Below are 22063 nucleotides of genomic sequence, written 5' to 3' on the forward strand. Positions count from 1 at the left end.
CATCACGGCCCGGCAAGGGCCCCGTCTTCCTCGCTCTCCCGTTCCGGAGTCATCAGGAGGCCCCAGCGTGGATGCCATCCACTCGCAACGTCCTCGACGCACACCCCGGTCAAGAACAGGCGCCGCCGCGACCGCCGCGCTGCTCGCGCTGGGCACACTGTCGGCCGGTGCCCTTCCCGCCCATGCCGACCCGGCCACCGCGACCGCGACGGCCGCGCCGGCTCCCCCGGACCACCCCGCGACACCGGTCGAGTTGACCGGACCCGGCCTGACGGTTCAGGTGGCCAAGGAGTTCCCGCAGGTCATCTCGTACACGATGGGCGGCAGAACGCTCGACGGCCAGGCCCGGGCCCTGGACACCTTCACCGTCAACGGCACGGCGCACACCGCCACCACGACCATGAAGGCGCACGGCAACCAGGCCGTCTACACCTCCGTGTTCGCCGATCTGCCGGACCTCACGATCACCTCGACGATCACGGTGACCGACCAGAGGACCGTCGTCTTCGCGGTGAAGAGCATCGAGGGCGCCGCCGCCCACACCGTCGACCAGTTGTCGATCCCCGACCAGTCACTCGTGTCCGCCGACTCCTCCTCCCCGGGCACGACCCTGGCCCGTACGAGGATCTCGACCGACTCGACCACCACGGCCGACGAGTTCGTCCCGGTCACTGCCGCGACGGCCCCCGACAAGGCCGCCGTCGGCACGCCGTACGGCTTCGTGAGCAACGGTGATCTGGCCGGCGGCATCATCACCAACGCCACCGACGACTCCGCCCAGGACAACAACGACAACGGGAACACCCGCCTGCAGTCGCGGATCGTGGACGCCGGCAACGGCGCCCGGCGCGCGGAGCTGTCGGCAGGCACCTACACCTACGCGCCCCGGGGCGCCACCGACCCGCGGGTGAGCACGTACGCCCTTCCCCAGGCGACCGTCGTGCTCTCCGCGGACGCCAACGGCGACGGCCGGGTGGACTGGCAGGACGGCGCGATCGCCTACCGCGACCACATGCCCCGGCCGCTCGGCGCGGACCGGGTGCCCGAACGCGTCGTGCAGCACATCCCCTTCAACTTCGCGAGCCAGGCGACCAATCCGTTCCTCAAGACGCTCGACAACGTCAAGCGCGTGTCGATGGCCACGGACAACCTCGGCCAGTGGGTCCTGGAGAAGGGCTACGCCAGTGAGGGCCACGACTCGGCCCACCCGGACTACGGCGGCAACTACAACACCCGGGCCGGCGGGCTCGCCGACCTGAACAAGCTCACCCAGGCCGGCGCCGGGTACAACGCCGACTTCGCCGTGCACGTGAACGCCACCGAGGCGTACCCGCAGGCGAAGAACTTCAGTGAGGCCCTGGTCAAGGGCCAGGTCAACGGCTGGGACTGGCTGAACCAGTCGTACCACATCGACCAGCGCGCCGACCTGGGCTCCGGAGCCGTCCTCGACCGGTTCGAGCAACTGCGCCACGAGGCCCCGGGCGTCAAGGGCCTCTACATCGACGTCTACTACTCCAGCGGCTGGCTGGCCGACTCGCTGGCCGCGCAGTTGCGGACGACGGGCTTCGAGATCGCGACCGAGTGGGCCTACAAGTTCGAGGGCACGTCGACCTGGTCCCACTGGGCGAGCGACAAGGGCTACGGCGGCGCCACCAACAAGGGCATCAACTCCAACATCGTCCGGTTCATCGCCAACTCCGACCGCGACGTGTGGAACGTGGACCCGCTGCTCGGCGGGGCCAGCGTCAAGGAGTTCGAGGGCTGGACCGGCCACGACGACTTCAACGCCTTCTACCGGAACATCTGGACCGACAACCTGCCGACCAAGTTCCTCCAGCACTACCAGGTCATGGACTGGGACTTCGGCAAGTCCGCCACCCTCACCGGCGGCGTCCGGGTCGCGATGGCCGACGGCAGACGCCAGGTGTCGATGGACGACGCGGTCGTGCTCGACGGCGACACCTACCTGCTGCCCTGGGGCGAGGCGAAGGGCGGCAACGGCACCTCCTCGCCGGGCCGGGCCGACAAGATGTACTACTACAGCGCCTCCGGCGGCACCCACACCTTCGACCTGACCCGGCAGTTCGCCTCCACCCGCACCTTCACGCTGTACAAGCTCACCGACCAGGGCCGGGTGAAGGCCGCCCAGGTGAAGGCCCAGGACGGGCGGGTGACGCTCACCGGCGACAAGGACCAGCCCTACGTCCTGGTCCCGAACGGGAACCAGGCCCCGCACCGGGACGCGCACTACGGCGAGGGCACCGGCCTGGTCGACCCCGGCTTCAACTCGGGCGGCCTGGACGCCTGGAACCCGCGGGGCGGGGCGGCGGTCACGCGCAGCGCCACCGGTGACAACGTCGTGCGGCTCGGTTCCGGCGAGTCCGGCATCTCCCAGCGGGTCAAGGACCTCAAGCCGGGGCGGCGGTACACGCTGAGCGCCGACGTCGAGGTCGCCGCCGGGCAGCGCCGGGCCGTCACCCTGGACGTGACCGGCGACGGGGTGCGGGCCGGCAACGGTTTCGACACCACCCCGCTGCGGAACACCATGGCCGCCGACTCCAAGCAGGGCACCTACGCGCAGCGCGCGTCCGTCGCCTTCACCGCGCCCGCCGACGGCAAGGCCACCGTGGCGATCGGCGCGGCGGCCGGGGACGCGGCGGTCACCCTCGACGACGTGCGGATCATGGCCGACACCTCCACGCCGCTGCCGCGGGGCAAGGACGGCCCGTCCGGTGGCACCGTGGTCGCCCAGGACGACTTCGAGGGCAACCAGCCCGGCTGGGGACCGTTCGTGAAGGGCGACGCGGGCGGCTCCACCGACCCGCGCACCAGCGTCAGCGACCTGCACGCCCCGTACAGCCAGAAGACCTGGAAGAACACCTACTCGCCCTACGCCTCGGGCACCCTCAAGGGCCAGGCCGTGGACGACGTCATCGGCGGGAAGCACTCGCTGAAGGCCCACGAGGAGAACACGGGCCTGGTGTACCGCACGGTCCCCGCCACGGTGCCGTTCACCGCCGGGCACAAGTACGCGGTCTCGTTCCGGTACCAGACCAACGTCGAGGGCCAGTGGGCCTGGGTGACGGGGGCGGACCGGATCGGGGACGGCAAGGTCGTCTCCCAGGACATCACCCGCGAGACCCTCGCCCCCGCGCTGGACACCGCGACGTACTCCAAGGAGATCGTCGCCGGCTGCGGCGACACCTGGGTCGGCCTGCGCAAGCTCGGCGGCGCGGCCGGTACGGACTTCGTCCTCGACGACTTCCGCGTGACCGACCTCGGCCCGGTGAGCGGCGGCGCCGCCTGCGCGAGCGTGGCCACCCCGGCCGGCACCGACCTGAGCCCCGGCGTGCCGGGCGAGTACGTCACGACGTTCACCAACAACGAGCAGAGCGACGTCACGAACGTCGCCCTGCGGCTCGACGGACTGCCCGACGGCTGGACCGCGATGGTCGAGAAGCGCGACGGCAACCTCTTCGCGAGCGTGAAGCCGGGCGCGACCGTGAGCACCACCTGGATCCTGACCCCGCCGGAGAGCGCGGCGGGGACGTCGGCGGCCTGGAAGGCGACGGCCGTCTACGCCGACTCCGGCGCCACCAAGACGGTGTCGGCGGACGCCAGGGCCACGGTCTCCACCGTCCCGGTCCTCTCACCCGGCTCGATGACGGCGACCGCCGACTCGGAGAACCTCTCCTCGGGACCGGCGGAGGGCCCGGTGTCCAACGTGCTGGACGGCGACCCGGGCACCATCTGGCACACCGACTACAGCCACGGGGACGCGCCGTACCCGCACTGGGTGACGCTGAAGCCGGCCGGTCCGGCCGACGTGGACGGCTTCGGCTACCTCGACCGGCAGAGCGGCGGGCCGAACGGCCGGGTGGCGGACTACGAGGTGGCCGTGTCCGACGACGGCCGCGCCTGGACCACGGTGGCCCGGGGCACCCTCGTCGACTCGCCGCAGATGCAGCGGATCTCCTTCCCCTCGGTGCGCGCCTCCTACGTGCGGTTCACCGCGCTGAACGCTCTCAACGGCCAGCCGTTCGCGGCCGCCGCCGAGATGCGCGTGTACGGCACTCCGGTGGACCTGCCCACCGGGTACCCGCCGGCCGACCGGCCGTAGCAGCGGCACCTGCCCGGGCCTGCCGCCACCGGTGTGTTCACCACCGGTGGCGGCAGGCCCTGCTACGGGACGTGCCGGGCCGGGCCGGTGGCCAGGTGGAGCAGGGACTCCAGGGGGCCGCGCCGGAACAGTCTGGTCCATGCCGCGGCGAGCAGCACGGCGGCGGCGATGAAGGCGAGGAGCACCGGCAGCGCGGACATGCCGTCGTCGTCGACCGCGGCCACGTGCCAGACGTCGGAGAGGAGCCACAGGGCGACGATGTGCAGCACGTACACGGTGAGCGCGATCATGCCGACCTCGGCGACGGGCCCGGTCAGGCGCGTGAGCCTCGGCAGCCGGTCGGCGACGATCAGGCACACGGCCATGACCACCAGGGCCACGCCCGTGTTGCCGAGGATGGAGAACGTCGTCTCACTGTGCGGCGCGGCCACCAGCAGCCAGGCGGGCGGGATGCGGTCCCCGGTCTCGCCGACCCGGTCGGACCACCACGCCGAGTTCGCCGAGCCGCCGTCCGTGGCGGCCGAGACGGCCGCCAGGGCGTGCGGGACCAGGCGCAGGGCCAGCCAGGAGCCGCCGTAGCCGAGCAGGGCGAGGGCGCCGCCGGCCGCGGCCAGCCGGGACCGGACGCCGGGCCGGGTGAGGTCGAGCCGGGCCACCGCCATGCCCGCGATCAGGAACGGGATCCAGGCGAGGACCGGATACCCCCCGGTGAACAGCAGTTCGATGACGCCGTCCGTGCCGGTGATCCGGGCCAGCGGGTCCCGGGCGACGACCGCGTCCGCCCAGTGTCCCTGCTCGATCGACATCCGCAGCACGTAGAGGATCTGGGGCAGGAGCAGTGCTCCGGCGGCGGCAAGGAGCGCCAGGACCCCGGCCCGCAACCGGTACAGCGGCAGGACGGCCAGGAAGAGCAGTCCGTAGAAGCTGAGGATCACGTCGACACCGGTGTCGAGGGCGGTCAGGGCGTAGCCGAGAACCACGAGCACGGCGGCGCGGATCATGATCCTGACCACCGCCTGGCGCCCGGCCCGCCCGATCCGGGGGCTCGGCCGGCCGGTCAGGATGATCAGCGAGAAGCCGGCCAGCAGCGCGAAGAGCGCCGAGGAGCGGCCCCGTGCCGCCTCCAGCAGGAACCCCACCGGTCCGCCCACGGTCACATCGGGTCCGACGTGGGCGGAGTACATACCGAAGACCGCGAGTCCGCGCGCGAGGTCGATGCCGATCAGCCGTCCGGTCGACGGCGGCCCGGCCCGGGTGGACGTGGGCTCGGCCCCCGGCCCGGACGACGTCTGTGACGGCACCTGCGACGGCCCGGTCGACAATGCGTTCTGCGTCATATCCCCAAACTCTTCGAAATACCCGAACCAGTGTATATGCCGCGTTTCCGGAGACACCCGGCCGACTGGCCGGAGCCGTCCCGGCCGGTCGGCCGGCACCCGCCGCCGACCAGCGGGAGGCCCCCGCAGTCCGCGAGCGGGCGGACACCCCGCGTGATACAGATCGAGCGAAGGGGCTGCGACGAGCGGAGCGCACGTGATCCGGGTAGTGGTGGTCGACGACGAGGCCCTGGTCCGCGGGGGCTTCACGCACATCCTCGACGCGGCGCACGACATCGAGGTCGTGGCGGCGGTCCACGGCGGCCGGGCGGTGCGGGCGGTGCGGGAGTCGCACCCCGACGTGGTCCTGCTGGACATCCGGATGCCGGACGTGGACGGGCTCACCGTCCTGGCCGACCTCCGGCGCCTGCCGGACCCTCCGGTGGTCGCCATGCTCACCACGTTCGACACCGACGAGTACGTGGCGACCGCGCTGCGCTCGGGCGCCGCCGGTTTCCTGCTCAAGGACACCGACCCCGAGCAACTGCCATCCCTCGTGCGTGCCTTGGCCGAGGGCGGCACGGTGCTGTCCTGCGAGGTCACCCGGACGGTGGTGGACGGCTACCTCGGCGGCGGCGTGCGCGAGCCGTCCGCCGTCCGGCTCACGGCCCGGCTGACCGAGCGGGAACGCGCCGTCCTCGTCCTCATGGCCGAAGGGCTCGCCAACGCCGACATCGGCGCCCGGTTGCATCTGAGCACCGGCACCGTGAAGGGCCATGTCAGCGCCGTTCTCGGCAAGCTCCGGGTCGGCAGCCGCGTCGAGGCGGCACTGATCGCCGAACGCGCGGGCCTGCTCACGCCGTCGCGGGACGGCCGTGCCGGATGAGTGCGCGACGGCCGCAGCCCGCTCTGCTCGACGCCGCCCTGGTCGTGGCCGCGCTGGTCGACGCCGCGGTCCACGTCCACGCCGGGGCGCGCGGGGGCACGACCTGCGCGCTGCTCGCCGCCCTGGCCCTGGTGCTGCGCCGCCGGCTGCCCTTCACGACGTTCGTGCTCACGCTCCCGAGCGCCCTGATCGGCGACGTGGTGATCGCCCCGATGGCCGCGCTGTACACGCTCTCCTCGCTCAGTCGCCACCGCCCGCTGCTGGCCGGCTGCGCCCTGGTCTACGCGACCACGGACTTCCTGCCCTGGCCGTGGTCGTCCCTGAAGGCCGCCGAACTCACCCGCACCGGCAGCCTGTTCCACCTCAGCTACACCCTGGCCACCGCGGCCGCGCCCGTCTTCCTGGGCCAGCTGGTGCAGGCCCGACGCGACCTGTCGCTCCGGCTCGCCGAGATCTCCGAGGCCCGCGAGTACGAACGGCTGCTGACCGCCCAGAGCGTGCTCGCGAAGGAACGCGCGCAGCTCGCCCGGGAGATGCACGACGTGGTGTCCCACCAGGTCAGCCTGATCGCCGTGCAGGCCGGGGCGCTCCAGGTGGCCGGCCCCGACGCCGAGACCAGGAAGGCCGCGGCGACCATCCGGCGGCTGGGTGTGGAGACCCTCGACGAGCTGCGCCACATGGTCAGCGTGCTGCGCGCCTCCGACAGCCGCCCCACCGAGCTCACCCCCCAGCCGTCCCTCGCCGACCTGCGGCGGCTGGTGGACGGCAGCGGCATCGACGCGGTGCTGAAGACGGACCTTCCCGAAGACCTCCCTCCCCCGGTGCAGCGCGCCGTCTACCGCACCGTGCAGGAGGCGCTGACCAACATCCGCAAACACGCGCCCGGCGCCCGGGCGACCGTCCGCATCGAGCACAGCGGCGGCACCCTGCGCGCCACGGTCGCCAACACGGCCCCCACCCGGAGCGCCCTCCCGCTGCCCAGCGCCCGGCACGGCCTGGCCGGTCTGCGTCAGCGCGCCGAACTCCTCGGCGGCACCGTCACCGCCGGGCCCACGGCGGACGGGGGCTACGAACTCCTCCTGGAACTGCCGACCGGCGACCCGTCGTGACCTCCACCGGCGGGTGGGCGGGCGGCCTGTGCCGGTGGCCTCCGACACGCGCCCGCGGGCGAGCGTGCCACGAGGGAACCGGGATGCCCGGACGACCGCCCCGCGCCGTCAGGACCTCCATCGCACATAGGACTTGAAGATCGGTCCGGGCAGCCGGGCGGCGAGGCGGTCCTGACTCTGGCGGGACAGACCGGCGAACGCGCAGCCGACCGCCGGGCCGGCCAGCAGGGTGATGAGGGTGGCGACCAGCACCGCGTCGATCACGCTCTCCCTCTGGTAGCCGCCGAGGGCCAGGGCGCGGACCCGGATCCGCCTTCCCGCCTTGCCCTCCGCCCAGTGCAGGGCCGCGGCCGTGTCGACGAGGCTTCCGTCCTCGGCGACGAACAACCCGGAGCAGGCCCTGCTCTTGACCCCCCTGCTGCCCGCCTCCCGATGGCACTCGCGGGCGGTGAACTCGCCCGGGGTGCCCGCCCATCCCACCGCGGAGGCCTCCACCGTCCCCAGCAGCAGGATGCCGATCAGGAGCGCGGCGGACCCGCACCACCACAGGAGGCGCCGGAGCGGGGAGGCGGCGGACTGGTCCGCTCGATCGGCCAGTTTCTGCAGGGTCCGCTGCCGTTGCGCACCGGTGTGCCACCCGGCGGTCCCCGGGGCGCCGGGCGCGCGGTGGGCGCTCGCGGCGGCGACCGCGGCCCTGCGGCGCCGCGCTCGCCGGCGCAGCGCCGCCCTGTGGTGGAACCTCGCCACACCTGCCTCCCGCCCGGCCGCGCCGTCACCGTCGGCGGGCCGGCTTGGTCGTCGACGTCGGCCCGTGGTCGGCGTCGGCCCGGCATCGTCGCCCGTCTCAGAGGCGACTGAACGTCTCGATGTCCTCGGTGAACTCCTCGATCGCCTGGGCGGTGAGCGTGGGCCGAGTGTCGGCGACGGCCTCGAGGTAGTCCTCGGTGGTGGCCGGACGGCCCTGCCGATGCGTGACCTCGCGTTCGAAGGCGGCCTGCGCCCCCTTGCGGGCGGCGAACTCGATGTCGGCCGGAGTGAACAGCTCACTGGCGGCCACCAGTTGCGCCACGTCCACCGGGTCGGTGGTCCGAAGGTAGCGGTCCCAGATCGCCGAGCGGGCCGTCGCGTCGGGGGGTCCGATCGGGATGACGTAGTCGAACCGGCCCGGCCGCAGGAACGCCGGGTCGAGGGAGCGCACCGAGTTCGTGGCGCAGGCCAGCAGCCGGGAGTCGTGCTCGCGGAAGCCGGGGATGAGCTTCAGCAGTTCGTTGGTGACCCCGTGTCCGGGGTCCACCGCCGTGCCGGAGCGCACGCCCGCGATCTCCTCGACCTCGTCGATGAAGAGCAGCACCGAGTCCAGTTCCGCCAGGTCCGCGAACACCTCCCGCAGCGCCGCCGCCAGCCCCTCGTTCGTGTCGGCGGCGAGCCGTGACGGGAAGAGTTCCACGAACGGCCAGCTGAGCCGCGAGGCCACCGCCTTGGCGAAACTGGTCTTGCCGGTGCCGGGCGGGCCGAACAGGATGACCCCCTTCGGCGGAACAACGCCGTAGCGGTCGGCGAGCGCCGGCTCCGCCAGCGGGAGCACGACCCGTCGTTCGACGACCTGCTTCTCCCGTTCCATGCCGGCCATCGCGTCCCAGAGTCCCTCGGGAAGCATGCGACCGCCCAGCTCCGTGAGGGCGCCGGCGTCGGAGGGTCCGTGCGGTTCGAGTTTCTCGTAGTAGACCAGGTCGTCCCGGAACCGGTAGCCGCAGTGTTCCAGGGCGGTGCTCCCGGCGGCGCCAGGGGGCAGCAGGGCGCTGACACGACGCACGCCCACGGCCCTCAGGCGCCGTTCCAGCTCGGTGAGCAGGGCGCTGCCGATGCCGCGCCTGCGCCACCGGGCGGCGAGCGCCACCAGGAGGACCCAGCCGCGCTGGCCGCTCGCCTGCGCCGCGGCCATGCCCACCAGTTCGTCGCCCACGACGGCGACCACGGCGTTCTGTCCGGCCCGGGCCTCGGCCATCACCTCCGAGACCGGGAAGACCGGATCCTCGTTGACCTGCCGGCTCTCCTCCCAAATCAGGATCGCCTGGTCCAGATCGTCGTCGCGATAGTCGCGCAGGTGCCATGCGGGCATCGCAACCACCTCACCGCTCCCGGCAGTCCATTGTCTCCGCCGGACCGCCGGGCGTCGAGCCAGGCAGGCCGGGCGGGTGCAGTAGGCGTCCACCCCGGTTCGTCAGCGGAGCGAGCTCGCGTCGAGGTGGGCGAACACGACCACGTTGTCCTGGTAGCCGTCCTTGGCGCGGTCGTACTTCCCGCCGCAGGTGATCAGCCGCAGCTGGGGAGTCGAGGTGTCCGCGTAGACCTTGTCGTCGGGGAAGGCCGCCTTGCTGAAGGAGTCGATGGCGTCGACCTTGAAGCGGGCCACGGTGCCGTCCGCGCGGGTGATGTCCACGACGGCTCCGCGTTCGAGCGAGGGCAGCTCGGCGAAGACCGCGGGACCGGTCTTGGTGTCCAGGTGACCGACGACGACCGACGCTCCGCGCTCGCCGGGAGAGGGACCGCCCTTGAACCATCCGACCAGGTTGGTGTCGGCGGCCGGCGGTGGGTTCAGTTGTCCCGAGGCGTTGAGGGACAGTTGGGTGAACGGCGCGTTCACCCCGATGTCCGGGATCGACAGCCGCGTCGGTTCCGAGCGGAGGAGTGACCTGCCGTCGGCTGCGGTGCGGGAGCCGGGGGTTCTGGTGCCGGCGCCGGGAGTTCCGGCGGTGATGCCAGGAATTGCGTTGCCGGTGCCTGGAGTTCCGATGCTGATGCCGGGAATTGCCTCGCCGACGCCGGGAGTTCCGTTGCGGGCGTCGGCGCTCGGCGCGGGCTGCGCCGGCAGCATGGGCGGCGCGGGCGGCGCGGGCGGCGCGACTTCCAGGGAGGCGACCGCCACCGGACGGTTCGTGTGCTTGGGATGCGCCACGGGCGCGGTGACGAGGGAGTTGTGAATGAGCGCGATGCCCAGCCCGACCGCTGCCGCGGGCCACAGCAGGCGGAGCCGGTAACGACGCGTGGCGGGCTTGGTCCCGCTTTGCTCCGTCTGGGGCGGCTGCTGAGAAGCCATGGACGGTGCCTTTCGTCAAGAGAGGTGGTACTGGCCGCGGGCGACGGTTCGGGTCGGCCGCCGCTGCCGCGGCCTGCTCTGCCCTCCGGGGGAGGTGACGCAGGCCGCGGCAGCCCAGCGACAAACAAGATCAGTCCATCAGGCCGCGGACGGACCCGACGCCTGACGGCGGCGCAGCATGTACGCACCGGCGCCCAGGCCGCCGAGCAGCAGCGCCGCCCCGACGCCGAGGGTGGTGGTGTCGGTGGACGACTGGGCGAGCCCGCCACCGCCGGCGTGCACGCCACCGTGCGGCCGGTGCCCGCGACCCTCGCCGCGGTCACCGCGGTCGCCCTGGTCACCGCGGTCACCGCGGTCGCCCTGGTCACCGCGGTCGCCCTGGTCACCGCGGTCACCGCGGTCGCCCTGGTCACCGCGGTCGCCCTCGTCGTCACGGCCACCAGAGTCGCCCTCGTCGTCACGGCCACCAGAGTCGCCCTCGTCGTCACGGTCGCCGTCGGCCTTCATCAGGGCCAGGGCTCCCCCACCGGCGTGCACGCCACCGTGCGGCCGGTGCCCGCGACCCTCGCCACGGCCCTCGCCGCGACCCTCACCACGGCCCTCGTAGCCCTTGTCATGGCCACCGCGGCCTTCGTCGTCGCCGCGTCGATCGCTCTTCCTGCCCTCGTCGCTGTCGTTGTCGTCGGAGTCCTCACCGCCGCGCTTGTCAGCCTTGACCGCGTGCTGCTGCGAGGAGGGGGACGCGGTCATGGTCACCGCGCTCGCAGCAGGGGCGGACAACGCCACGGCCGCGGCCAGGGCCGCGGAGGTGAACAGAGTACGGGTGATACGCATGGGTGTTCCTTCCGTCACGACTGCGAGAGCCGGCCCAACGCCCACTCAATCGGGAATCGCAGCAGCGACGTGATCACCTTCAGCGGAATCCTGACGCCCCACCACCTGAGCGCCGCATTCGGACTACTGACGCCCCCTCCATACCTCCGCGCGAGGGAACGAAGGCGGCCTGGGCCGCGGCCCGCCCTCCCTCGGCCAGGAGCGACCCAGGCCCCGCCCCCGGCCGGTCTCCCGCTGCCCCCGTCCGCCATCCGTTCGGCCCGCAGCCGATCGGTGACCGCACACTCCACCACCGATCAACTCCCTTGAGATGAACAGGGGTTGAAGGGCGACCCCGAACGGCTCCGGGCGCCGGCCGGCACCGACCAGCGGCCGCACAGGGGGTGCTTCCACCCAGCGAAGGAGTATAATTTTCATCAGTTGATGAATTACTGCTCTCCTGAGAGGCAGGGCGTGATGGAGCGGACCACGTGTTGTGTGGTGGGGGGCGGTCCCGCGGGCATGGTGTTCGCCCTGCTGCTGGCCCGCTCGGGCGTCGCCGTGACCGTGCTCGAGCAGCACGGCGACTTCCTGCGGGACTTCCGCGGCGACACCGTGCACCCTTCGACCTTGGCGCTGCTGGACGACCTGGGGCTGGCCGAGCGCTTCGCACGGCTGCCCCAGCGCCGGGTGCGCACCGTCCAACTGCCCGCCGGGCCCGGCGGGTCGATGGTGACGGTCGCGGACCTCGCGACGCTTCCCGGCCCGTACAACTACGTCGCGATGGTGCCCCAGTGGGACCTGCTCGACCTCCTCGTGGACGAGGCCCGGCGCGAACCGTCCTTCGAGGTGCGGATGAACACCGAGGCGACCTCCTTCCTGGTCGAACGCGGCCGGGTCACCGGGGTGCGCTACCGAACCTCCGACGGCCGCACCGGTGAACTGCGCGCGGTCCTCACGGTCGCGTGCGACGGCCGCGGCTCACTGGCCCGCTCCCGGCCGGAACTGGGGCTGCGCCGCTTCGCCTGCCCGATGGACGCCTGGTGGTTCCGGCTGCCGCGGCACGAGGGAGACCCGAGCGGACTGGTCGGCGGCGCGGGCGACCGCCTCCTGACCGCGATGATCGACCGCGGCTCGTACTGGCAGTGCGCCGCGCTCATTCCCAAGGGGACCGACGCCGAACGCCGCGCCGCCGGCCTCGACCGCTTCCTCGCCGACTTCGCCGCCGCCGTGCCCTGGGCCGCCGACCGCACGCGCACGCTGCGCTCCTGGGACGAGGTCAAGCTCCTGGACGTGCGGCTGGACCGGCTGCGCCGCTGGCACCGCCCGGGTCTGCTGTGCATCGGCGACGCCGCACACGCGATGTCCCCGGTCTTCGGCATCGGCATCAACCTCGCCGTGGAGGACGCCGTCGCCGCCGCCCGGTACCTGGTCGGGCCGCTGCGCCGAGGGACCGTGGGCCTGCGCGACGTACGCGCCGTGCAGCGCCGCCGCCGTCCCACCACCGTCGTGACACAGGCGCTGCAACGGGCCGCCCACGCCGGATTCATCGGGCCCGTCCTGCGGGGGCGGCAACCGCTCGGCGACGACCGGGCCCGGCGCACCGCAGGCCTGCTCAGCGGCTCCCGGGCGTCCCGGCGGCTGCCCGCGTACTTCCTCGCCTACGGCGCGCTGCGCGAGCGCCCACCGGAGAGCGCCGTCCGCCGACGGACGCGGACGTGACGCCGCGGGGTGCGGCGGCTCAGTCGGCGTCGTCGCGCAGTGCCCGGTGGATCTCCCGCAGCGAGCCGGTCAGCCGGGCGTAGTCCCCGCCCGCCACCGGTGTGACGAAGTGGCGCTCGACGACCCCCGCGTGTACGGCCGCGGCCCGGAGGAACACGGCACGGCCTTGTTCGGTCGCCTCCACCAGGACGCTTCTGCGGTCCCCGGGGGACGGCAGGCGCCGGACCAGGCCGGCCTCCTCCATGCGGTCCACCAGGCGGGTGATCCCGCCGCTGGTGAGGGTGAGGTCGGTGGCCAGTACCCGCTGGGAGACATCCTCGCCCGGCTGCCGGCAGAGCCGGATGAGGACCTCGAACATCGTGTGGCCGATCCCGCACTCCTGGCGCAGAGCGGTGTCGATCCGCTGCTCCAGGCGCGTGGCGACCTTGATCAGCAGGCCGAAGTCGCGCACCAGCGGACTGTTCGCGGCGCGGGCGCTCTCGTCGTCCTGCCGGGTCGCGTCGTCCACCTGCCTGATGCCCTCTCTCGCTTCGGTCCCGCGTGGTCCTGCCCCGCCGAGTTTACTGCCGAATCACCTACCGATGCCTCAACCACTGACCAATCAGCCGCTGACTGATTAATTACTGAGCAGTTGATTGCTGAGCAGTCAACAAAGTTCTATGGTGGCGGCGTCCGTACGACAGTCGGAGAGAGGGAGACCAGTGGACCTGCAGCGCTGGCTCGGCCGAGCCACCCAGTCGATACAGGAGTGGGCCGACACCTTCGCCCCCTACGAGCCGCACCCGTCGCTCCGGGTCGACGACGACCGGTTCGCCGCCGCCTTCGAGGAGTTCACCGGCCGGCTGAAGGACAACTACCCCTTCTTCCATCCGTCCTACGTGGGCCAGATGCTCAAGCCCCCGCACCCCGCGGCGGTGGCCGGCTACCTCACCGCGATGCTGATCAACCCCAACAACCACGCCCTGGACGGCGGTCCGGCCACCGCCCGCATGGAACGGGAGGCCGTCGCGCAACTCGCCGCGATGTTCGGCTACGACACCCACCTCGGCCACCTCACCACCAGCGGAACCATCGCGAACCTCGAAGCCCTCTTCGTCGCCCGGGAACTCCACCCCGGGCGGGGCGTCGCCTACAGCGAGGACGCCCACTACACCCATGGCCGGATGTGCCGCGTCCTGGGCGTGGAAGGCCACCCCGTCCCCACCGACGACCGGGGCCGTACGGACCTCGGCGCCCTGGAGGAGCTGCTGGGGACCGGCCGGGTGGGCACGGTCGTCCTCACCGCGGGCACCACCGGGCTCGGGGCGGTCGACCCGATCCACGAGGTCCTGCCCCTCGCGCGGCGCCACGGCGTCCGGATCCACGTCGACGCCGCGTACGGCGGCTTCTTCACGCTGCTCGCCGGCGCCGGCGGTGACGCGGGGCTGCCGCCCGAGCCCTGGCGGGCGATCGCCGGGTGCGACTCGGTCGTCGTCGACCCGCACAAGCACGGACTCCAGCCCTACGGCTGCGGTGCGGTGCTCTTCCGCGATCCGGAAGTGGGGCGTTTCTACTTGCACGACTCGCCGTACACCTACTTCACCTCCGACGAACTGCACCTCGGCGAGATCAGCCTGGAGTGCTCGCGCGCCGGGGCGTCGGCGGCCGCCCTGTGGCTCACCTTCCGGCTCCTGCCGCCCACGCCCGACGGTCTGGGCGGCGCCCTCGCGGCCGGCCGCCGGGCCGCGCTGAAGTGGGCGGACCTGATCGACGCCTCCGAGGTCCTGGAGCTGTACCAGCGGCCCGAGTTGGACATCGTCACCTACTTCCCCGCCGTGGAGCCCGCCACGCTGAGCGCCGTCGACACCGCCTCCGCGCGCGTCCTCGGCGACGGCATGACCGGCCCCGACCCCGTGTTCCTGAGCACGCTGCGGGCCGACCGCGAGGCGTTCACGACCCGCCACCCGAAGATCGTCGCGGACGCCGACGGCGCCCGCGTCCTGCGCAGTGTCCTGATGAAGCCGGAGACCGAGCACCACGTGGAACGGGTCCACGCCAAGGTCGAGCGGCTCGCCCTGTCGCGGTGACCGCCCGGAGGCGCCGTGACCGGCCCGTTCCGGTGCGCGGCGCGTAGGCCCTCCCGCCCTCGCCTGGTCAGGGTCGCCCGGTGGTGCGACGCTGGGGAGGTGAGGTGAGGTGTCCGAGGAAGGGATTCCGGGAGGGCCGATGGGACGTGACGTCCCGGCGCTGGTCTTCACCCGCGAGGACCGCCGCCGGTACCGGACCAAGATGCAGAAGTGCCTCGACGCGTTCGCGCAGATGCTGCGCGAGTCACGGTTCGAGTCCGAGCGGCCCCAGGTGGGGCTGGAGATCGAACTCAACCTGGGCGACGACGGGGCGGAGCCCGCGATGTGCAACAGCGACGTGCTCGAGGCGATCGCGGACCCCGCCTGGTCGACGGAGCTGGGCCGGTTCAACCTCGAGATCAACATCCCGCCCCGGCGACTGACGGAGGGCGGCCCGGACGCCTGGGAGTCCGAGATCCGCGCCGCGCTGAACCACGCCGAAGACCGCGCCGGTTCGGTCGGCGCGCATCTGATCATGATCGGCATCCTGCCCACGCTGCTCCAGGACGACGTCGGCGAGGCGGCGCTGTCGGAGAACCCGCGCTACCGGCTGCTCAACGACCAGGTCTTCGCGGCCCGGGGCGAGGACCTGCACATCGAGGTGGACGGCGTGGACCGGCTGCGGACCTACGCCGACACGATCACTCCCGAGGCCGCGTGCACCAGTACCCAGTTCCATCTCCAGGTCTCCCCTGAGGAGTTCGCCGGGTACTGGAACGCGGCACAGGCGATCGCCGGGGTCCAGGTCGCGCTGGCGGCCAATTCGCCGTTCCTGTTCGGCAAGGAGCTGTGGCACGAGACCCGTATCCCGCTGTTCGAGCAGGCCACCGACACCCGCCCCGAGGAGATCAAGGTGCAGGGGGTACGGCCCCGAGTGTGGTTCGGCGAGCGGTGGATCAACAGCGTCTTCGACCTCTTCGAGGAGAACGTGCGCTACTTCCCGGCGCTGCTGCCGCTGTGCGACGAGCAGGACCCCGTGGAGACGCTGGACCGCGGCGACATCCCGGAGCTGGCCGAACTCACCCTGCACAACGGCACGATCTACCGCTGGAACCGCCCCGTCTACGCCATCGCCCACGACAAGCCGCACGTGCGGGTGGAGAACCGAGTGCTGCCCGCGGGACCGACCGTCGCCGACACCCTCGCCAACGGCGCCTTCTACTACGGGCTCACCCGCGCCCTGGTGGAGGAGGACCGGCCGGTGTGGTCGCGGATGTCCTTCTCTGCCGCCGAGGAGAACCTGCACACCGCGGCGCGGCACGGTATGGAGGCACTGCTGTACTGGCCCGGCATGGGCGAAGTACCGGTGGCCGAACTCGTGCTGCGGCGGCTGCTTCCGCTGGCCCACCAGGGGCTGGAGCGCTCCGGTATGGACGACGCCTGGCGCGAGCCGCTGCTCGGGATCATCGAGCAGCGGTGCGTCACCGGTCGCAACGGCGCGATCTGGCAGAAGGAGATGTTCCACCACATCGACGCCACCGCCCACTGCGGCCGGCACGAGGCGCTGCGGCGCATGACGCGGCAGTACGTCGACTACATGCACCTCAACGCCCCGGGCCACACGTGGCCGGTGGACTGACGGGGGCGTCCGGACGGGCGGTGGCCCGGCGCTCCCGGGGATCCCGGGGTCGGGGTCCCCTAATTGCGTTGATGTGCAAGTATAGTGGAGGTCCGCCGCCGGCATCGAGGAGGTGAGAGACATGGACTCCAGTAGTAGTCCGGGTCGCCCATGGCCCTGCGTTCCCGTGTCCCCCAGCTCCTCGGGCATCCGGTAGCCCGCGGCCCCGCGCCGCGCAGGCGGCCGCCGTGCCCTCGTCCTGCCCCACTCTCCCGGGGCGAGGGGAGGTTCCCTCGTGAACCTGACCACGTTCGACTTCGCCCTCCGGCTCGCGGCCGGCGTCGGCTGCGGCGCCCTGATCGGCGTCGAGCGCCAATGGCGCGCCCGTATGGCCGGCCTGCGCACCAACGCCCTGGTGGCCTGCGGCGCCACCTTGTTCGTCCTCTACAGCGAGGCGGTCGGGGACTCCGGCAGCCCCACCCGGGTCGCCTCCTACGTCGTCTCCGGCATCGGCTTCCTCGGCGGCGGAGTGATCCTTCGTGAGGGCGGCGGCGTCCGTGGCCTCAACACGGCGGCCACGCTGTGGTGTTCGGCAGCGGTCGGGGTACTCGCCGCCTCGGGCCGGCTCCAGCTGTGCCTGCTCGGCACGGCGGTGGTCCTGGCCGTGCACCTGGTGTTGCGCCCGGCGGGCCGGCTGATCGACCACGTCCCGCAGCGCGACCCGGACCACGAGGGCGTACGGGCCACGGTGCACCTGGTCTGCGACCGCTCCGACGAAACCCATGTCCGCGCCCTGCTGTCGCAGGCCCTCACCGGCGGCGGGGTGGCCGCGACCGGGTTGCGGGTGCGGCGTGACGACGGCGAGACGACGGTGGTGCAGGCCGCCGTGTCCCTGGCCGGGGACCCGGCGCGCGGTCTGGAACATCTGGTCGCACGTCTGGCCCTGGAGCCCGGCGTCCGGGACCTGCACTGGCATCTGGACGACGCGCCCCTCGGCGCGGAGGCGAAGGTGGTGGCGGCATGAGCGACCTCGACGTGCTGCGCGCTCGCCGCGCCGTCCGCCTGGCGGCCCGGCAACTGGCCGAGGACGCCCCGAAGCTCGCCCGCGGCTCCGCGACCGCGTACCGGGCCGGCCTCGCCGTCCGCGCCGCCGCACTGCACAGGGCGGCGCTGGCCGCCTGGTCCTCCGGCATACCCGAGGACGTCATCGCGGCCGACGGACTCCTGCCGCGGGCCGTGGTACGCCGCTGGATCGCGGCCGGACAGCCGTCGCGACGCCCCTGCGACAGCCGGCGCTGACCGCCGACGCCGGTGCCCGCGCGGGCAGTCGGCACGAGTGGCCTCGCCCTGCCCGCCGAACCCCACGACAGACCTGTCGCGACCGACGGCGCTACGGCGAAGTACCGGCGAGCAACCGGACCGGTCCGAGCCGACGGCGCCCGGTGTCCCGTGCGCGAGTGGCGGATTGTGTCCGCCGCGACGCGCGAGCCCCCGCGGTCGGGGGGCCGGATCCCGTGACCTCGGTCGTCACGCTGTCCGAGGAACACCTGTATCCGGTGGGCCCCGTCCGGTAGATGTGGGACAGCTCCGCCCGTTCTCGTCCGCATCCTACCCGGTGGTGATCATGGAATCCCACCCCCACCGTGCCCGCGGCCGTCCTCGGCCCGCCCCGCCGAGCCGGTGCTCGCCGAGACCGCCCGCCGGGGCTCGGGCCCCGGCCGCCACCCTCCCGTCCCACGCGAAAGGCCGGCCTTCCCTGCATGAGCATCCCCATCCCTTTCGAACTCCCCGCCGAGGACCGCGTGTCGAGTCCCCACACCGGCTACACCCGGGCGCACTGGGAAGCGGTGGCGGACGGGCTCACGGCGGCGGCCTGGCGGTGGAGCACCCCCGGTGACGCCCTGCTCGACCTGCCGGGGCGGCCCTCCCGTTCGGGAACGCGGTCCGACGGTCTCGAGGGGTATGCCCGCACCTTCCTCGCCACCGCCTTCCGCGTGGCCGGTGCCGACGGCGACGACCCGCACGGCCTGCTGGAGCGCTACGCGCGCGGCCTCGCCGCGGGCACCCGTACGCCCGGCCGCGACGACACGGAGTCCTGGCCCTCGATCCTCGACCACCACGTACAAGGCCAGCCGATGGTCGAGTCGGCGTCGGTCGCGCTCGGCCTGCGGCTGACCGCGCCCTGGCTGTGGAAGCACCTCGACGACGGGGTGCGCGACCGGGCGGAGGCCTGGCTGCGCGGGGCGCTGCGGCACACGCCGGCGCCGAACAACTGGTACCTCTTCCCGTTCACCGTCGCGGGGTTCCTGGACTCGGTGGGGCGCGGCGACGCGGAGACCGCCCGGGCCCGGGAGCGCGCGCTGGACCTGCTGGAGAGCTGGTACGCGGGCGACGGCTGGTACTCCGACGGCGACGGCCGCGCCTTCGACCACTACAACGGCTGGGCGCTGCACCTGTACCCGGTGCTCGACGCCCACCTCGGCGACGACTCCGCGCTTCTCGCCCGCTGCGGGGACCGGTTGCGCGCGCATCTGGAGAGCCTCTCGCTGATGTTCGGCGGGGACGGTGCCCCCGTGCACTACGGGCGCTCCCTCACCTACCGTTTCGCCGCCTCGGCCGCGGTCGGGCTCGGCGCCCTGACCGGCCACACGCCGCTGGCTCCGGGCACCTCGCGCCGGCTGCTGAGCGGCACTCTGCGGTATTTCCTGGACCGGGGGGCGCTGACCGGTGACGGTCTGCTGAGCCTGGGCTGGCACGGTCCGCACGAGGCCACGCTGCAGGCGTACTCGGGGCCGGCCTCCCCCTACTGGGCGTCGAAGGCGTTCGTGTCGCTGCTGGCGCCGGCCTCCCATCCGCTGTGGACGGCGGTGGAGTCGCCCGCGCCGGTGGAGGAGTGCGACCGGGTGCTCACCCTGCCGGCCGCCGGGCTGCTGGTGCAGGCGACCCGCGCCGACGGGATCGTACGGCTGCACAACCACGGCAGCGACCACGTCGGTCCGCACCTGGGCGAGGCGGCGGCCGGCGACGACCCGCACTACGGGCGTCAGGCGTACTCGACCCGGACCGGCCCGACGGCGCCGGGGAACGTCGCGGACAACCATCTGTCGGTGGAGGTGGACGGCCGGCCCAGCACCCGGCGCCGCGTCCGTCCGCTGGGCGCCGGCCACGGCGACGGCTGGGGCTGGGCGGCGTCCTGGCACCGGCCGGTCTTCGTCACCGGCCCCCCGATGGTGCCGGGCCTGCGGGTGGAGAGCGTCACGGTGGCGTACGGACGTCACGAGCTCCGGGTGCACCGGGTGGTCGGAGCCCCGGCCGGCTCCCGCGTCACGCACACCGGCTGGGCCACCGGACCGGAGCAGGACGTCGTCTCCGCGCTGCACGGGCTGCACGGCTGGGACCCCTCCCCCGGCACGGTCCGCGCCCCGCAGGGCACCGCCTACACCCGGTGGGCCCGGGTGCCGCGCCTCACCGGTCGGGCGGAAGGCACGTCCGTGCACGTCAGTCTCGCCGCGCTGACCGCCGAGCGGGACCGGGCGCCCGCGGCGAACGCCGTGTCCCGATGCGTGGCCGACGAGACCGGTGTCGAGGTGACCTGGGCCGGCGGCGCACGCACCCGGATCGCCTTCGCCCCGCTGACCGTGTCGCACGACGGGAACCGTGAACTCCCGGGCGCCGTCCATGCGTAATGAACGTGAGCGTGGGCAGCGTCGTCTGTGAAAAAAGCAGTGCGGGGTTGTGAGCGTGTGGTGCGCCGAGCGCACGACAGACCGTCAGATTCACGCTCTGCAGCGGGACTTGACCGCCCAAATGGTAGATATCACGCAATCTGCCTTATGTAGCGAACACATAACGGTTAACGGGCCGGCGGCGGCAAGCAACACCCCGCATATCAGGGCGCAACCAAGTGGCGAACGCCGCTGGGCACTTGCCCTCATGGAGTTGCGGAGGGTGCCCTAAGTGAGTGATAGCATCCCCGCGTCTGTGACCTTGGTCCACTCGGCTCGCGCACCGCATTGAGGTCGGTCTGTTCTCAACGCAACAGCGGTCGGGGCGCTTTGAGCGGTTGTGCCACGGACTCCCACGAGGTGCCACCCACCCACGGCTGCAGACCAAACGCCAGGAAAGGTTTCCATGATTCGAGATGCACTTGTGTGGTGCCTGGTTGCCGCGGTGGTGCTCGCCGTCGCCGCGGCCCTGGTGCTCTATCGTCGAAACAATGCCATGACGACGAAAAAGAGCCAGGCCGAGGCCGCCTACACGCAGAAGTTGAGCGAGGCCGAGGGGCAACTTGCCACGGTGTGGCATGAATTGCAGCGCCACAAGGCCGAGCACGACCAGACCATCCGAGAGGCCGAAGAGGGGGCGGAGGAAAGCACCAAGGCCGTCCTCAAGGGCTCCGCGCGCTTTCTGCAGAGCCTCGCGGCCGAGCAGTTGGCACTTCTTGAGGAGATTCAGCGGAAGTACGGCGGACACGCCGTGCTGGCGGATCTGCTGGAAGTGAACCACGCCAATGCGCAAATGGCGCGTAAGGCTCAGGGCATTGCCGTGATGTGCGGTGCGCCACTGGGTCGCCGCAGTAAGCCCGCCAGTGTTTATGACGTGGTGCGCAGCGCGCAGGGTCAGATTCGCAACTTCCGCCGTGTCGAAATCATGCAGCAGACCGGTTTCGCGTTGAAGGCGTCCGCCGTTTCCCCGGTCGCTCTCGCGGTCGCGGAACTCCTCGACAACGCCGCCAGTTTCTCCCAGCAGGGTTCGCCGATCGAGGTGACCTTCCAGCGGGTGCAGAAGAACCTGTGCATCGTCATCGACGACGCCGGTGTCGGCATGAACGACGAGGACCGGCAGAAGGCGTCCACCCTGCTGGCGGGCGAGTTGCGCCCCCGGCTGTCCCAGCTGGGCAACCAGCCGAAGTTCGGTTTCCCCGTCATCGGCCTGCTCGCCCAGCAGTACGGCTTCCGGGTGGACGTCACCGGCATCTCCCGCTACGGCGGCGTCCGGGCGGTCGTCCTGCTGCCGGAGGAACTGTGGACCGAGGAGGACATCACGCCGCCCGAGATTTCCCAGGTCAGCCCGATCCGCAGCGCGACGGGCCGCTCCGAGGCCGGGACGCGTACCGCGCACGGTCTGCCCAAGCGGGGGTCCCGCCAGGTGCCCATAGCCAGTGTTCCCGACGCCGTTCCCGACGCCGCTCCCGACAGCGACCACCGGGCCGAGCCCGTCGCGCCGTCGGACGAGGCCGGCCGCGCCGGCCGAAGCCTGGGAGCCTTCCAGCGCGGCACGCTCTCGGGCCGGAACCTCTCCGCGGCTCCGTTCGAAGGGTCCGATAACGCATGACCA

16 protein-coding genes are annotated in these 22063 nt (G+C 72.4%); 10 read left to right on the forward strand and 6 right to left on the reverse strand.

Translation table 11 applies throughout. The features are described from left to right. Positions 1–67 precede the first annotated feature (67 nt). A complete protein-coding gene (locus ACIHCX_RS33265; RefSeq protein WP_400036195.1) occupies positions 68–4120 on the forward strand; it encodes an endo-alpha-N-acetylgalactosaminidase family protein in 4053 nt (1350 codons plus the stop codon). Between the two features lie 62 nt (positions 4121–4182). Here the strand turns inward: ACIHCX_RS33265 and ACIHCX_RS33270 are convergent, their stop codons facing one another. Next, positions 4183–5457 carry a DUF418 domain-containing protein gene (locus ACIHCX_RS33270; protein WP_400036197.1) on the reverse strand — a complete coding sequence of 425 codons (1275 nt, stop codon included), beginning with the start codon at positions 5455–5457 and terminating at the stop codon, positions 4183–4185. A 196-nt stretch (positions 5458–5653) separates the two neighbouring features. Here ACIHCX_RS33270 and ACIHCX_RS33275 point away from each other — a divergent pair, with 196 nt between their 5' ends. Further along, complete coding sequence (locus tag ACIHCX_RS33275) at positions 5654–6322, forward strand: response regulator (protein WP_400036199.1); 669 nt, start codon at positions 5654–5656, stop codon at positions 6320–6322. Then, entirely contained in the window at positions 6319–7431 is a 1113-nt protein-coding gene (locus ACIHCX_RS33280) for a sensor histidine kinase (RefSeq protein WP_400036201.1), read from the forward strand. The genes ACIHCX_RS33275 and ACIHCX_RS33280 overlap by 4 nt, the downstream gene beginning before the upstream one ends. Positions 7432–7539: 108 nt before the next feature. Here ACIHCX_RS33280 and ACIHCX_RS33285 read toward each other — a convergent pair whose 3' ends face one another. The 4 genes from ACIHCX_RS33285 to ACIHCX_RS33300 form a co-directional block, all read right to left on the reverse strand. After that, on the reverse strand, positions 7540–8178 hold the full coding sequence (locus ACIHCX_RS33285; protein WP_400036203.1) for a hypothetical protein: 639 nt from the start codon (positions 8176–8178) through the stop codon (positions 7540–7542). Positions 8179–8275: 97 nt separating this feature from the next. Further along, positions 8276–9550 carry an ATP-binding protein gene (locus tag ACIHCX_RS33290; protein WP_400036205.1) on the reverse strand — a complete coding sequence of 425 codons (1275 nt, stop codon included), beginning with the start codon at positions 9548–9550 and terminating at the stop codon, positions 8276–8278. Between the two features lie 102 nt (positions 9551–9652). Beyond that, positions 9653–10528, reverse strand: a complete 876-nt coding sequence (locus ACIHCX_RS33295) for a class F sortase (RefSeq protein WP_400036207.1) — start codon at positions 10526–10528, stop codon at positions 9653–9655. Positions 10529–10666: 138 nt separating this feature from the next. Beyond that, positions 10667–11362 carry a hypothetical protein gene (locus ACIHCX_RS33300; protein WP_400036209.1) on the reverse strand — a complete coding sequence of 232 codons (696 nt, stop codon included), beginning with the start codon at positions 11360–11362 and terminating at the stop codon, positions 10667–10669. 456 nt (positions 11363–11818) lie between these two features. On the opposite strand from ACIHCX_RS33300, the gene ACIHCX_RS33305 reads away from it, so the two are divergent. After that, complete coding sequence (locus tag ACIHCX_RS33305; RefSeq protein WP_400036211.1) at positions 11819–13063, forward strand: FAD-dependent oxidoreductase; 1245 nt, start codon at positions 11819–11821, stop codon at positions 13061–13063. A 19-nt stretch (positions 13064–13082) separates the two neighbouring features. Here the strand turns inward: ACIHCX_RS33305 and ACIHCX_RS33310 are convergent, their stop codons facing one another. After that, positions 13083–13571 carry a MarR family winged helix-turn-helix transcriptional regulator gene (locus ACIHCX_RS33310; RefSeq protein ID WP_400036213.1) on the reverse strand — a complete coding sequence of 163 codons (489 nt, stop codon included), beginning with the start codon at positions 13569–13571 and terminating at the stop codon, positions 13083–13085. Between the two features lie 193 nt (positions 13572–13764). On the opposite strand from ACIHCX_RS33310, the gene ACIHCX_RS33315 reads away from it, so the two are divergent. The 6 genes from ACIHCX_RS33315 (at position 13765) to ACIHCX_RS33340 (ending at position 22060) form a co-directional block, all read left to right on the forward strand. Continuing rightward, on the forward strand, positions 13765–15129 hold the full coding sequence (locus ACIHCX_RS33315) for a pyridoxal phosphate-dependent decarboxylase family protein (RefSeq protein WP_400036215.1): 1365 nt from the start codon (positions 13765–13767) through the stop codon (positions 15127–15129). Positions 15130–15268: 139 nt separating this feature from the next. Beyond that, a complete protein-coding gene (locus ACIHCX_RS33320) occupies positions 15269–16747 on the forward strand; it encodes a glutamate-cysteine ligase family protein (RefSeq protein ID WP_400036217.1) in 1479 nt (492 codons plus the stop codon). 274 nt (positions 16748–17021) lie between these two features. Beyond that, positions 17022–17750: an MgtC/SapB family protein gene (locus tag ACIHCX_RS33325; RefSeq protein ID WP_400036219.1), complete on the forward strand. Its 729-nt coding sequence runs from the start codon at positions 17022–17024 to the stop codon at positions 17748–17750. Beyond that, positions 17747–18025 carry a hypothetical protein gene (locus ACIHCX_RS33330; RefSeq protein ID WP_400036221.1) on the forward strand — a complete coding sequence of 93 codons (279 nt, stop codon included), beginning with the start codon at positions 17747–17749 and terminating at the stop codon, positions 18023–18025. The genes ACIHCX_RS33325 and ACIHCX_RS33330 overlap by 4 nt, the downstream gene beginning before the upstream one ends. Positions 18026–18486: 461 nt before the next feature. Continuing rightward, positions 18487–20412: a DUF2264 domain-containing protein gene (locus ACIHCX_RS33335; RefSeq protein WP_400036223.1), complete on the forward strand. Its 1926-nt coding sequence runs from the start codon at positions 18487–18489 to the stop codon at positions 20410–20412. Positions 20413–20857: 445 nt separating this feature from the next. Continuing rightward, positions 20858–22060: an ATP-binding protein gene (locus ACIHCX_RS33340; RefSeq protein ID WP_400036225.1), complete on the forward strand. Its 1203-nt coding sequence runs from the start codon at positions 20858–20860 to the stop codon at positions 22058–22060. Positions 22061–22063 lie beyond the last annotated feature (3 nt).

The sequence above is a fragment of the Streptomyces sp. NPDC052043 genome (assembly GCF_044548235.1).
Classification (GTDB): Bacteria; Actinomycetota; Actinomycetes; order Streptomycetales; family Streptomycetaceae; genus Streptomyces.

Bases quoted from the DNA above. Each gene is read 5' to 3' on its own strand.
- ACIHCX_RS33270 (WP_400036197.1), bottom strand. From the start codon at position 5,457: ATGACGCAGAACGCATTGTCGACCGGGCCGTCGCAGGTGCCGTCACAG.
- ACIHCX_RS33280 (WP_400036201.1), top strand. From the start codon at position 6,319: ATGAGTGCGCGACGGCCGCAGCCCGCTCTGCTCGACGCCGCCCTGGTC.
- ACIHCX_RS33290 (WP_400036205.1), bottom strand. From the start codon at position 9,550: ATGCCCGCATGGCACCTGCGCGACTATCGCGACGACGATCTGGACCAG.
- ACIHCX_RS33295 (WP_400036207.1), bottom strand. From the start codon at position 10,528: ATGGCTTCTCAGCAGCCGCCCCAGACGGAGCAAAGCGGGACCAAGCCC.
- ACIHCX_RS33300 (WP_400036209.1), bottom strand. From the start codon at position 11,362: ATGCGTATCACCCGTACTCTGTTCACCTCCGCGGCCCTGGCCGCGGCC.
- ACIHCX_RS33305 (WP_400036211.1), top strand. From the start codon at position 11,819: ATGGAGCGGACCACGTGTTGTGTGGTGGGGGGCGGTCCCGCGGGCATG.
- ACIHCX_RS33320 (WP_400036217.1), top strand. From the start codon at position 15,269: ATGGGACGTGACGTCCCGGCGCTGGTCTTCACCCGCGAGGACCGCCGC.
- ACIHCX_RS33330 (WP_400036221.1), top strand. From the start codon at position 17,747: ATGAGCGACCTCGACGTGCTGCGCGCTCGCCGCGCCGTCCGCCTGGCG.
- ACIHCX_RS33335 (WP_400036223.1), top strand. From the start codon at position 18,487: ATGAGCATCCCCATCCCTTTCGAACTCCCCGCCGAGGACCGCGTGTCG.
- ACIHCX_RS33340 (WP_400036225.1), top strand. From the start codon at position 20,858: ATGATTCGAGATGCACTTGTGTGGTGCCTGGTTGCCGCGGTGGTGCTC.